The organism is Streptomyces sp. NPDC001663 (assembly GCF_042893105.1).
Classification (GTDB): domain Bacteria; phylum Actinomycetota; class Actinomycetes; order Streptomycetales; family Streptomycetaceae; genus Streptomyces.
The window spans coordinates 332,533-344,912 of the sequence record NZ_JBIAUR010000008.1; the positions used below are offsets into that span (position 1 = coordinate 332,533).

Consider the following 12,380-nt stretch of genomic DNA (forward strand, 5'->3'; position numbering starts at 1 on the left):
CACGGGTGATGTGACGGGGAGGCCGGGATGGGCGAGGGCATGCGGTACATCGGGGTGGCCGAGCGGCGGGCCCGGCTTGCATTGCGGCAGCGGCTGGCTCCGGTGGCGCGGGCGGGGAGCCCGGAGGAGGTCGCCGGCACGCTGGTCGCGCTGCACGGGTCGGACCCGGCGACGGTGCATCTGGCGGTGGGCGCGCGCCTCGCGGACTCGGCGCAGACCGTGACGGAGACCGAGCGGGCGCTGTACCGGGACCGGACGCTGGTGCGTATGCACGGCATGCGGCACACCGTGTTCGTGTTCCCGACGGACCTGACCGCCGTCGTGCACGCCTCGACCGGCCTCACGGTCGCCGGGCGCGAACGGGCCTCGCTGCTCAAGGACATGGCGAAGGCCGGGGCACCGGACGCGGCCTGGCTGAAGGACGTCGAGGAGTCCGCGCTGGCCGCGCTCGAGCGGCGCGGGCAGGCGACCGCGGCCGAACTCGCCGAGGACGAACCGCGGTTGAGAGAGCAGTTCGCGTACGCGGCCGGCAAGAGCTACGCGGGCGTGCACACCGTCTCCACCCGGCTGCTGAGGGTGCTGGGCGTGGAGGGCAAGGTCGTACGGGGACGGCCGCTCGGCTCGTGGACGTCCAACCAGTTCCGCTGGGCCGTCGCGCCGCCGCACCCCGAACTCGACGTGGCCGAGGCGCAGTCGGCGCTGCTCGGCCGCTGGCTCGCGGTGTGCGGACCGGCCACGGAGGCGGACCTGAAGTGGTGGACGGGCTGGAAGGTCACGGACGTACGGCGTGCGCTGGCGGCGATCGGCGCGCAGGCGGTGTCGCTGGACGAGGGCACGGGGTACGTCGTCGACGGCGACGTCGCTCCGGTGGCGGGTCCCGCCCGGCCGTGGGCGGCCCTGCTGCCCGCGCTGGATCCGACGGCGATGGGCTGGCGGGAGCGGGACTGGTATCTGGCCCCGGAGTTGCGGCCGCCGCTGTTCGACTACAGCGGCAACGTGGGACCGACGGTGTGGTGGAACGGCCGGGTGGTGGGCGGATGGGCCCAGCGTCCCGACGGCGAGATCGTCTGGCGCCTGCTCGACACGGACGGCGTGGGGCGTGAGGCGGAGGCGGCGATCGCGGCCGAGGCGGAGCGGCTGCGGGAGTGGGTGGGGGCGACGAAGGTGACGCCGCGCTTCAGGACACCGCTGGAGAAGGAGCTGGTGGCCTAGGAGTCGGGGCGCGCCGGGTACCCCGCAAGCAGGGGGCACCCGGCGCCACGCTCACCGCGTGTACCGCATCAGCGCCCGCACCATGTGGCACGTCGTGTCCGACGGCGGGTGCACGCCGATCAGTTCGGCCGTGGACCGTATCGTCTCGTTGCGGGCCTGGTTCGGCATGTAGACCCCCGAGTCGAGCAGCGCGATGGCGAGCCGCATCGCCTTGAGGCGGCGGTTGTGGCTGACATACCACTCGCGCGGCCGGCCCGGCGGCAGCGGACGCTTCTCCACGGGGTCGTACGGCAGGTCGAGCAGGACGGGGTGCTTGGCGGTGGACTGGGTCGGCTTCGGCTTCAGTGCGGCAGCGGGCACAGGCATCCTCCTGTCGCGGTGAGGGTGTCGGAACGGGGGCTTCGGCGACCCCCCAACACCCTCGAACACTTCTTCTAGTGTACCGCCCGGCACTGACAATCGCCCCTGGCCACAAGGCCTTTCGGGGCTCCTCAGGGGTACCGTGGGCCACATGGAGATCTGGATCAACCCCGCTTGCTCGAAGTGCCGCAGCGCCATCAGCGTGCTCGACGCCGAGGGCGCCGACTACACCGTCCGCCGCTACCTGGAGGACGTACCGACCGAGGACGAGATCAGGGCCGTACTCGAGCGTCTCGGTCTGGAGCCGTGGGACATCACCCGCACCCAGGAGGCGGCGGCGAAGGAGCTCGGCCTCAAGGAGTGGGCGCGGGACGGGACTTCGCGCGACCGGTGGATCAAGGCGCTGTCCGAGCACCCCAAGCTGATCCAGCGCCCGATCATCACGGCGGACGACGGCACGGCGGTGGTCGGACGCTCGGAGGAGGCCGTGCGGGATGCCCTCTCCCGTTAACACCCGTGTGACGTACGTTACTTCAGTGACTTCTGCGACCGCTGAGTAACCTCGTTCGGTATCTCGTACATAGCGGCGTACGCTCCCCTACCTCGCAGGAGGCGCGCATGTCGCGTAGGAGAAGTCTCGGTACGAAGAAGAAGATCGCGCTGCTGGTGAGCGCGGCGGCGGTGGCGGGAGGCGGGGCCTTCGTCATGGCGAGTACCTCGAACGCCGCGCAGAGTCCGGGGCCCAAGACCCTGTCCGCCGCGGACTCGAACGTGTGCCAGGGGCTCGCCACCGCCCTCGGCAACAACCAGAAGTTCATCGACGGGCAGAAGGCCAACCCCGACGCCCAGTCCGCGGCACGGATCGCCAACCGCGAGGCCGTCATCGCACAGATCAAGGTCCAGCAGAAGGCGTCCGGTTGCGCCGTTGGGGAGTCGGCTCAGGACTCCCAGGCGACGCAGCCGGCGCAGAACGGTGCGGGACAGCAGGCGGGCGGTGCGCAGCAGTCCGCGCAGCCCTCGCAGACGGCCTCCGCGGGAAACGGGAACGCGGGTGGCGCTGCCGCCTCGGGGCAGCAGGTGTGCAACGGCTCCACCGTCACCCTCTCCGGCGAGGGCGGCGCACCTGCCGCCTCCAGCAACCAGTTCCCGGCCGGGACGACGCTGAAGGTCACCAACCTGGACAACAACAAGTCCACGACGGTGAAGGTCACTTCGGTCTCCGGCAGCTGCGCCCTGCTCAACAACGCGGCCTTCGAACAGGTCCGGGAGCCCGGCAAGTTCCTCATCCGCCGTGCACTGATCGAGAAGGTGGGGTGAGGCTCAAGGACTCAGGAACTTTGTGAGGCGGCGGCCCAGTTCGGGGGGTGCGGCCTGCGGCAGCGCGTGGTGCGAGACGTCGGGGACCACGTCCACCTCCGCGCGCGGCAGCAGCACACCCGCCCGTGCCGCCACCTCGTACGTGTCATGTGTCCTGCTGTTCCCGGCCAGGAGCAGCAGGACCGGCACGTTCAGCCCGCGCAGTGCGTCCGGTGCCGGGCGCGGACCGGTCACCGGCTTCGACACGGAGGGGAAGCCGGCGGCCGCCTCCTGCAGGCGGAGCCAGTCGGGGTCGAGGGGGGCTCTCCCGCTCTCCCACTCCAGGAAGGCACGGACGCGGTGCGGCGCGGGCCGCAGCAGCATCGGCAGGGCGTGCAGGAGATACGCCGGCCGGTAGCCGGCGAAGCACTGGGTGGGGTCCAGCAGGAAAAGGCGGCGTACACGCGCGCGTGCCTGCAGGGCGTGGTGCAGTGCGATCCAGGCGCCGTACGAGTGCCCGCCCAGGTCCGTTTCCCCGAGGCCGAGGTCGTCGAGGACCGCGTCCAGCCAGGCCACCAGGTCGGCGACCGTACGGGGGTGACGGTCGCCGGCCTCGGCACTGCGGCCCGGGGCGCCGATCAGGTCGACGGCGAAGACCCTGTGGGTTCGGGCGAGTTCGGCGGCCTGCGCGTACCAGGACGCGGAGGTGGCCCCTCCGCCGCCGGGCAGCAGGACGACCGGGGGGCCGTGGAGCGGACCGCATGCGTTGACGTGCGTCACGCCGAAGGGCGTCGGCACGGTCACGGCCTCGCGCTCGGCGGGCCACTTGGCCATGACCTTGTCGTACGCGGCCAGGAAGCCGTCCATGTCGTAGGAGCTACGAGCGCTCACGACACCTCCTCTATTATCTCGTTCAGCGAGATACTTGTTGAGCGAGATAATAGTAGGAGGCCGATGTGCGCAGCCCCCAGGGGCCCGAGATGGAGGTCGTGCACCTGCTCCGTGCGGTGACCGTCGAACTCGGCCTGCACAGCGCCCGGTTCGCGAACCGCAACGGCATGCACCCCACGGACGTACGGGCCCTGATCGCCCTGATGGACGCCTCGCGTGCGGGTGAGGAGATGACGGCCGGGCGGCTCGGTGCGGTGCTCGGGCTGAACTCGGCCGGGACGACCGCACTCGTGGACCGGCTGGAGCGGGTCGGGCATGTGCGGCGGGTGCGCGGGGAGGCGGACCGGCGGCGGGTCGTGATCGAGGTGGACGCGAAGGCCGTCGAGCTCGGGTGGGCCTTCTTCGGGCCGTTGATCGGGCGCTCCGTGGAGCTGCTGCGAGGGTACGACGAGCGGGAACTGGCCGCGATCAGAGGGTTCCTGGAGGGGGTGCGGGAGGCGGCCGCCGAGGAGGGGTGAACGGCCGGCGCCGGAGCACGGCTCGCCCACTCCCATCGCATACGAGCCGTCGTACGCCCGTGCCGTCTGCGCCTGCGAACGGCGGCCCGCGGGTGTCTTCCTGTCGACTTGCTGTCCCCTGCCCGCCCTCACAGCGTGAATCGCGCCACACCAACGCCAGGTAACACGGGGTTCACATTCGAGCAATGGACGGGAAATCGCCTGTTGACAGGCTCGCGGGCAACAAGAGCGGCGCCCCAGTGCCGCAGCGCCGCAGCACCCGCAAGTGCGCCCAGACACACCCCGAAGGAAGTGGCTCGTGACCTTCAAGGCTGAGTACATCTGGATCGACGGCACCCAGCCGACGGCCAAGCTCCGTTCCAAGACGAAGATCCTCGCGGACGACGCCAAGGGTGCCGAGCTCGGGATCTGGGGCTTCGACGGGTCCTCCACGAACCAGGCCGAGGGCCACTCCTCGGACCGTGTCCTCAAGCCGGTCTTCTCCTGCCCGGACCCGATCCGCGGCGGCGACGACATCCTCGTCCTGTGCGAGGTCCTCAACATCGACATGACGCCGCACGAGTCCAACACCCGTGCCGCGCTGACCGAGGTCGCCGAGAAGTTCGCCGCGCAGGAGCCGATCTTCGGCATCGAGCAGGAGTACACCTTCTTCAAGGACGGCTACCCGCTCGGCTTCCCCAAGGGCGGCTACCCGGCCCCGCAGGGCGGCTACTACTGCGGTGTGGGCGCGGACGAGATCTTCGGCCGTGACGTCGTCGAGGCGCACCTCGAGAACTGCCTGAAGGCGGGTCTCGCCATCTCCGGCATCAACGCCGAGGTCATGCCCGGCCAGTGGGAGTTCCAGGTCGGCCCGGTCTCGCCGCTCGAGGTCGCCGACCACCTGTGGGTGGCCCGCTGGCTGCTGTACCGCACCGCCGAGGACTTCGGTGTCTCCGCGACGCTGGACCCGAAGCCGGTGAAGGGCGACTGGAACGGCGCCGGTGCGCACACCAACTTCTCCACCAAGGCGATGCGCGAGGGCTACGACGCGATCATCACCGCGTGCGAGTCGCTCGGTGAGGGCTCCAAGCCGCTCGACCACGTCAAGAACTACGGCGCCGGCATCGACGACCGCCTGACCGGTCTGCACGAGACCGCCCCGTGGAACGAGTACTCCTACGGCGTGTCCAACCGTGGCGCCTCGGTCCGCATCCCGTGGCAGGTCGAGAAGGACGGCAAGGGTTACATCGAGGACCGCCGTCCGAACGCCAACGTGGACCCGTACCTGGTGACGCGCCTGATCGTCGACACCTGCTGCTCCGCGCTGGAGAAGGCCGGCCAGGTCTGATCCGACTCGGCTTCCCGGAAGGGGCGTTCACCGTTCGCGGTGGGCGCCCCTTTCGCGTTGTGCCGGGGGCGTTGTCAGTGGGGCATGCCAGGGTTGCGGCATGGAGATCGACGAGGGCCTCGCCATCAAGGTCAGGGCCGAGAGCGGACAGACGCACGCGCGGATTTCGGCGGAGCGGCTGGGAGAGCTGGTGCACCGGATCGGGAAGGAGGGCGACCACTTCCTGGTGGTGCAGCGGATACCGGACATCCCGAACGTCTTCGCGCAGGTGTGGCACGAGGAGGGCGGGGACTACCGACTGGAACACCGGCGCGGCAATGACGACTTCTTCGGTACGAACGTCACGGACGCCGGGCGGGTGGCGGATCTGCTGACCGGTTGGGCGCGGCAGAAGGCCGACTGGGACGCGGGGCTCGTCTGGGAGGCGGTCGGACTCCCGCCGCGGGAGGAGGTTCCCGCCCTCGATCCGGAGGCCGCGGTCCGGACCGAGGGGTACGTGCGCGAGCTGCTCGCCGACGGATACCTGGGCATCGACGAGATGGTCCGCGAGACGGTCTACCTGATGGAGGACGGCCTCTCCTCCGCGCAGGCCCGTGAGGTCGTCGAGCGGCTCTGGCTGGAGCGGCTGGACGAGCAGGAGGGGTGGACCGGCCCGACCGATCCGGACCGTCTGGAGCGGGCCTTCGCGGCGCTGGAGGGCGACGGCGTCGTGGCCCGGGAGAACTTCACCTGCTGCCGGTCCTGCGGCATGACCGAGATAGGCGCCGAGGCGGACGGCAAGGAGGGAGCGCGGGGGTTCGTCTTCTTCCACCACCAGGGCACCCGCAGCGCGGCAGAAGGCCACGGACTGACGCTCTACTACGGCGGGTTCGACGAGTCGGCCGAGACGACCACCGCCGTCGGACACACCGTCGTCGCCGCGCTCGCCTCCGCCGGGCTGTCCGCGATGTGGGACGGCAATCCGGACAAGGCGATCGAGGTCACGCCCCTGACCTGGCGCAAACGCCTGGTGGGGTGAGGTACGCAACGCCGCCTTCGCATCAAAGTTGCGTCCAAGCAGTGAGAGGAGGGTCCTGTTGCGGGCAGGTGTCTGCTTCAATGGGCGCATGGCCAGCTTCCAGAACCACACCGCGACGGGTCGCCACGACCTCGAGCCGTTCTGGCCTTCCCGTCAGCACCACGACTTCGACCGGGTGTGTTGCCGCGCGATGAACGCGCCGGCCCTCTAAAGCCGTACACCCCGGCCTTCGGCCAGCGCGAAACGACGTACGTCCCTCGACGAGCCCGACCACGAATCGCGGCCGTCGTCCTCCCAGACGAACTCCTCGCGCGAAAGAGCTGACCTCTCATGGCGACCACTCGTTCTTTGTCCACCGCCGCCCTCACCACCGCCCCGTCCCAGAACGCCGGCGCACGGCACCGACTGCGCGCCGTCGACCGGGACGAGGTCGTCGACGTCGCGGACTTCCTGCCGCCGGGTGCCACCTGGCTGCCGGCTCCGCAGCACACCCTGCCCACCCTGCCGGGCCAGCCGCCGATGATCGGCTACCTGGTGCTCGTCCCGGCCGACCAGCAGCCGCCGTTCCTGCCGGTGGCGGTGCCCGACCGCATCGACACCGGCGCCGACCCGCTCGTCCGCATCGACTCGGTGCAGCGCACCGCCGAGGTGGACGGCCACGAACTCGACCTCACCTACCTGGAGTTCGAGCTGCTCGCCCACCTCGTGGCGCACCCGCACCGGGTGCACACCCGCGACCAGCTGGTCACCACGGTGTGGGGCTACGGCCACGTGGGCGACGGCCGCACCGTCGACGTCCACATCGCCCGGCTGCGCCGCAAGCTGGGGGCCGAGCACCGCAACACCATCCAGACGGTGCGGCGGGTTGGGTACAAGTACGCCCCGCCGACCGGCCGTTGACCGCTCCCCGCGGCTGATCCTCTGCTGACGGCAGATTGCCGTTCCGTCCCGCGGGCCGACCGGGCAGAGTCACCGGCATGAGACTTCTGGTGCTGGGTGGTACGGAGTTCGCGGGACGGGCCGTCGTGGAGGCGGGAGTACGGCGCGGCTGGGACGTGACCGTCTTCAACCGAGGGCGGCACGAACTTCCCTCCGGGGTAAGGGCGTTGCAAGGTGACCGCACCGCGTCCGAGGGGCTCACCGCCCTCGCGGAGGGCACCTGGGACGTCGTCGTCGACACCTGGTCGGCGGCGCCCCGGGCGGTACACGAGTCGGCGCGTCTGCTGCGGGGGCGCGCCGGGCGGTACATCTACGTGTCGAGCCGCTCGGTGTACGCCTGGGCGCCGCCCGCCGGGTACACCGAGGACGCGCAGCCGGTCGAGGGCGCCGAACCCGAAGCCGACAAGACCGACTACGCGCGCGACAAGCGGGGCGCCGAGATCGCCGCGGTCGACGCCTTCGGCGCGGACCGCTCCGTGCTCGTACGGGCCGGGCTGATCCTCGGCCCGTACGAGAACGTCGGGCGGCTGCCGTGGTGGCTGGGCCGGATCGCCCGTGGCGGGCCTGTCCTCGCGCCGGGGCCGCGGGATCTTCCGCTCCAGTACATCGATGTGCGGGACATGGCCGAGTGGATCCTCGGTGCGGCGGAGCGGGAGCTGAGCGGGCCGTACAACATGACCGGCCCTCAAGGGCACGCCACGATGGGTGAGTTGCTCGAGGCGTGCGTGCGGACCACGGGTGCGGCGGCCGAACTGCGCTGGACGGAGCCGGAGGTGATCCTCGACGCGGGGATCCAGCCGTGGACGCAGCTGCCGGTGTGGGTGCCGCCGGGCAGCGACATGCACGACGCGCTGCACGCCTCGGACGTCACGCGGGCGGTGGCGACGGGGCTGACGTGCCGGCCCGTACAGGAGACGGTCGCCGACACCTGGGCATGGCTGCAGGACATCGGCGGGACGGCACCGCTGCGACCGGACCGGACGGTCAAGGGACTCGACCCGGAGGTGGAGGCGAAGGTCCTCGCCAGCATCGGCGGAGGTGTACCTGGCACCACCCCCTGACCGGGGACCTCGGCCCCGTGACCCCCCGTGCCCGCTCGGCCAGACTGCTGCCATGAACACCAACACGAAGAACGGCTCTCTTTCCACGAGGGCCCGGGCCGTCGCGCTGGCGGCGGGGCGGGGGTTCGTGCTGGCCCTGGTGAGTCTTCCCGGAGCGGTACTCGGCTTCACGCTGTCCCTCTTGTCCATCGCGCTCGTTCCGATCGGCATCGGGCTGGTGACGACGCCGTGGGTGCTGACGGGGGTGCGGGCGTTCGCCGACTGGCGGCGGGTGCTCGCGGCCCAGTGGGCCGGGGTGCGGATCGCGTCGGCGTACCGGCCGATAGCGGGGGACGCCAAGCCCTGGACGCGTACGTACGCGATGCTGCGGGACCCGGCGACCTGGCGGGATCTGCGGTGGCTGCAGGTGGACATGACGGCGGGGCACATCACCGCGCTACTGCCGGCGGTGCTGCTCTTCTACCCGCTGGAGGGTTTCGCGGTCGCGGCCGGGCTGTGGCGGCCGCTGTCGGAGTTCGGCGGGTACTGGTACGGCTTCGTGCATGTCACCGACCAGGGCTCCGCGCTCGGCGCCGGTGTCCTCGCCGCGGCGATACTCGCTCTCGCCTTTCCCCTCGCGCCGCGTCTGCTGACCGTCCATTTCCGGCTCACCAAGGCCGTGCTCGGCGCCAGCCAGGGCGAACTGGCCGAGCGTGTGCGGGTGTTGACCGAGACCCGCCGGGACGCCGTCGACACCTCCGCCGCCGAACTGCGCCGTATCGAGCGGGATCTGCACGACGGAGCGCAGGCGCGGCTGGTGGCCATGGGCATGGACCTGGGCACCATCGAGATGCTCCTCGACAAGGACCCCGCGAAGGCCAAGCAGCTGCTCGCGCAGACCCGCCAGTCCTCGGTGGACGCGCTCGCCGAGCTGCGCGACCTGGTGCGCGGCATCCACCCGCCGGTGCTGGCCGAGCGCGGACTCGGCGACGCCGTAAGGGCGTTGGCGCTGCGGATGCCGCTGCCCACCGAGGTGAACGTCGAGCTGGCGGGCCGGGCGGACGCGCCGGTCGAATCGGCCGCGTACTTCGCGGTCAGCGAGGTGCTCACCAACGCGGTCAAGCACTCCGGCGCCGACCGCATCTGGATCGACCTGCACCACGTGGAAGAAGCCGACGGCATGCTGCGCATCACCGTCACCGACAACGGCAAGGGCGGCGCGGTGATCGGGGCCGGTTCGGGCCTGGCCGGGGTCGAGCGGCGACTGGGTACATTCGACGGCGTCCTGGCCGTCAGCAGCCCCGCGGGCGGTCCCACCATGGTCACCATGGAGATCCCTTGCGCGTTGTCCTAGCCGAAGACCTCTTCCTGCTGCGCGACGGCCTGGTCCGGCTGCTCGAGGCCCACGACTTCGAGATCGCCGCGGCGGTCGAGTCCGGCCCCGAGCTCACCCGGGCGCTGGCCGAGCTGGAGCCGGACGTCGCCGTGGTCGACGTACGCCTGCCGCCGACGCACACCGACGAGGGGCTGCAGTGCGCGCTGCGGGCCCGCCGGGACAGACCGGGGCTTCCCGTGCTGGTGCTCTCGCAGCACGTGGAGCAGCTGTACGCGCGCGAGCTGCTCGCCGACGGGAGCGGCGGGGTGGGGTATCTGCTGAAGGACCGGGTGTTCGACGCGGAGCAGTTCGTGGACGCCGTACGAAGGGTGGCGGCGGGTGGTACGGCCATGGACCCGCAGGTGATCCAGCAGTTGCTGTCCCGGCGGGCCGCCGACGACCGGCCGCTGGGCCGGCTGACGCCCCGTGAGCTGGAGGTCATGGAGCTGATGGCGCAGGGGCGCTCCAATGCGGCGATCGCCGCTCAGTTGGTGGTGACAGAACGGGCGATCGCCAAGCACACCTCCAACATCTTCGCCAAACTGGACCTGGAGGTGTCGGACGACGACAATCGTCGCGTTCTGGCCGTCCTCGCGTATCTGGACCAGGGCCGGTAAGCGGTTGCTGATTTTCCGTAACCTCCGCTGCTCAGGCGGCCGTTGAGGCCGGGCTGCCGATTAATCCTCTGATTTGTTTGTGGGGCTGCTGAACACCCCTGGGACCCCGTCCGTATGAGATGGAGCCGCTTCACTCCTGTCGGGCGCCTCGATGCCCCGCCAAGCCCGCAAGGAAGTCAGAGGAGTTCCATGGGACGCAACACACGAAAACGCCGTACGCCGCTGGCCACCAAGGCCATAGCCGCATCGGCGGCCCTAGCGCTCGGTGGGGGCGGGCTGATCTGGGCGAACTTCTACGCCTCGGCGCACGAGTCGAACTCGGGGCAGAACCAGACCAAGGCCGCCACCGGTCAGGTGGCCACGATCGCCTGCCCGGACGTCCAGCAGAAGCTGACGAACGTGCCCGAGAAGGCGCGTCAGGGCGTGGCGACGGAGCTGGCGAACCTCGACAAGCAGATCACCGAGGCCTACGCCCGGCTCGCCTCCACGCGCCAGGCGCAGACGCAGGACGCCAACTTCGTGCAGAACGCGATCGTCGGCCCCCTCAAGGAGAAGCGGTCCGCGACCCTCGACCGGATCCGGATCGACATCCAGCGAGTGGGCGGCCAGGTCGACGCGGCCGGGCTGAGCGCACTCGCCGCCTGTACGACGCAGACCGCCAACCAGACCAACGCCGGCGGCCAGCAGCAGAACGGCGGTCAGCAGCAGAACGGTGGGCAGCAGCAGGGCGGCCAGAACAACGGCGGCCAGGCCTCTGCCAGCCCGAGCGCCGGCGCCGGCGCCGGTCAGAACGTCGGCGGCCAGGCCGGCAACGGCCCCGTCGCGGCCGACTTCGTGGACATCACGAAGGTCGCCGCGAACGTCCAGGGCAAGCCGCAGGCCTCTGGCAACGCTTCGAAGGGCACGTTCACCACCAGGTGTGGCGTGAACGCGAACAAGAACCACAACACCGACAACGTGATCGTGGCGCCCGGCGTGACCAACGGCGCGCACCACCTGCACGACTACGTCGGCAACCAGAAGGTCGACGCGTTCGCGACCAACGACTCGCTGATCGCGGACCAGACCAGCTGCCAGAACCAGAGCGACCTGTCGGCGTACTACTGGCCGGTCGTCCGTATCCAGAACGGCACGCAGGACTTCGACCAGAACGCGGACGGCGGCGGCAAGGAGGGCAACGTCGGCAAGATCCTGACGCCGGTCCAGGCGCAGATCAAGTACGTCGGCAACCCGCAGAGCAAGGTCGTCGCGATGCCGCAGTTCCTGCGCATCATCACCGGTGACGCCAAGACCACCACCAACGGTCTGGCGAACGCCAACGCGCACTGGAGCTGCACCGGCTTCGAGAACAAGGTCCAGCTGACGACGCAGTACCCGATCTGCCCGCAGGGCAGCAACGTGGTGCGCACGTTCGCCTTCCAGTCCTGCTGGGACGGTCAGAACATCGACAGCGCCAACCACCGCACGCACGTCGCCTTCGCCGACCCGGCGAGCGGTGCCTGCGGGAACGGCTTCAAGGCCATCCCGCAGCTGACGATGCGCCTGGTGTACAAGATCACCCCGCCGACCCTGCAGAACGGCCAGGTGAAGAACGCCTACGCGGTGGACGGCTTCCCGGAGCAGCTCCACAAGCCGGCGACGGACCACGACGACTTCATCGCGGTCTTCAAGAACAACCTGGCGAACAAGATCGCCAACTGCATCAACAGCGGTCAGAAGTGCCAGTGACACTCCACTAGGAAAGCGGGCGGTGGGAATCTCCCACCGCCCGCTTTTCGTATGTGCCG

Annotated in this window: 13 protein-coding genes; 11 read left to right on the forward strand and 2 right to left on the reverse strand. The window is 70.4% G+C overall.

Going from position 1 to position 12,380, the window contains the following annotated elements:
- Positions 1-27 precede the first annotated feature (27 nt).
- On the forward strand, positions 28-1,212 hold the full coding sequence (locus ACFY1L_RS26700) for a winged helix DNA-binding domain-containing protein (RefSeq protein WP_388829258.1): 1,185 nt from the start codon (positions 28-30) through the stop codon (positions 1,210-1,212).
- Positions 1,213-1,263: 51 nt separating this feature from the next.
- Here the strand turns inward: ACFY1L_RS26700 and ACFY1L_RS26705 are convergent, their stop codons facing one another.
- The gene (locus ACFY1L_RS26705) at positions 1,264-1,572 is read right to left on the reverse strand and encodes a hypothetical protein (protein ID WP_388829261.1); all 309 of its coding nucleotides are present in this window, start codon (positions 1,570-1,572) and stop codon (positions 1,264-1,266) included.
- 151 nt (positions 1,573-1,723) lie between these two features.
- On the opposite strand from ACFY1L_RS26705, the gene ACFY1L_RS26710 reads away from it, so the two are divergent.
- Together ACFY1L_RS26710 and ACFY1L_RS26715 are read left to right on the forward strand one after the other, a co-directional pair.
- Positions 1,724-2,083 carry an arsenate reductase family protein gene (locus ACFY1L_RS26710; protein ID WP_388829264.1) on the forward strand — a complete coding sequence of 120 codons (360 nt, stop codon included), beginning with the start codon at positions 1,724-1,726 and terminating at the stop codon, positions 2,081-2,083.
- A 107-nt stretch (positions 2,084-2,190) separates the two neighbouring features.
- Entirely contained in the window at positions 2,191-2,889 is a 699-nt protein-coding gene (locus ACFY1L_RS26715) for a hypothetical protein (RefSeq protein WP_388829267.1), read from the forward strand.
- Between the two features lie 3 nt (positions 2,890-2,892).
- Here ACFY1L_RS26715 and ACFY1L_RS26720 read toward each other — a convergent pair whose 3' ends face one another.
- A complete protein-coding gene (locus ACFY1L_RS26720) occupies positions 2,893-3,759 on the reverse strand; it encodes an alpha/beta fold hydrolase (RefSeq protein ID WP_388829270.1) in 867 nt (288 codons plus the stop codon).
- 89 nt (positions 3,760-3,848) lie between these two features.
- Between ACFY1L_RS26720 and ACFY1L_RS26725 the strand changes: the two genes are divergently transcribed.
- From ACFY1L_RS26725 to ACFY1L_RS26760, 8 genes are all read left to right on the forward strand, one after another.
- Positions 3,849-4,277, forward strand: a complete 429-nt coding sequence (locus ACFY1L_RS26725; RefSeq protein WP_388829881.1) for a MarR family winged helix-turn-helix transcriptional regulator — start codon at positions 3,849-3,851, stop codon at positions 4,275-4,277.
- A 298-nt stretch (positions 4,278-4,575) separates the two neighbouring features.
- Positions 4,576-5,604, forward strand: coding sequence for a glutamine synthetase (glnII, locus tag ACFY1L_RS26730; protein ID WP_388829273.1), 1,029 nt, complete (start codon positions 4,576-4,578; stop codon positions 5,602-5,604).
- 100 nt (positions 5,605-5,704) lie between these two features.
- Positions 5,705-6,622: a DUF6891 domain-containing protein gene (locus tag ACFY1L_RS26735; protein WP_388829276.1), complete on the forward strand. Its 918-nt coding sequence runs from the start codon at positions 5,705-5,707 to the stop codon at positions 6,620-6,622.
- A gap of 330 nt (positions 6,623-6,952) precedes the next feature.
- Entirely contained in the window at positions 6,953-7,522 is a 570-nt protein-coding gene (locus tag ACFY1L_RS26740; RefSeq protein ID WP_388829279.1) for a winged helix-turn-helix domain-containing protein, read from the forward strand.
- Between the two features lie 77 nt (positions 7,523-7,599).
- Complete coding sequence (locus ACFY1L_RS26745; RefSeq protein ID WP_388829282.1) at positions 7,600-8,622, forward strand: SDR family oxidoreductase; 1,023 nt, start codon at positions 7,600-7,602, stop codon at positions 8,620-8,622.
- A gap of 52 nt (positions 8,623-8,674) precedes the next feature.
- On the forward strand, positions 8,675-9,955 hold the full coding sequence (locus ACFY1L_RS26750) for a sensor histidine kinase (RefSeq protein ID WP_388829285.1): 1,281 nt from the start codon (positions 8,675-8,677) through the stop codon (positions 9,953-9,955).
- Entirely contained in the window at positions 9,940-10,593 is a 654-nt protein-coding gene (locus ACFY1L_RS26755; RefSeq protein ID WP_388829288.1) for a LuxR C-terminal-related transcriptional regulator, read from the forward strand. The genes ACFY1L_RS26750 and ACFY1L_RS26755 overlap by 16 nt, the downstream gene beginning before the upstream one ends.
- Positions 10,594-10,782: 189 nt before the next feature.
- Positions 10,783-12,321 (forward strand): DUF1996 domain-containing protein, encoded by a 1,539-nt coding sequence (locus ACFY1L_RS26760; RefSeq protein ID WP_388829291.1) that lies wholly within the window; start codon positions 10,783-10,785, stop codon positions 12,319-12,321.
- Positions 12,322-12,380: the final 59 nt, after the last annotated feature.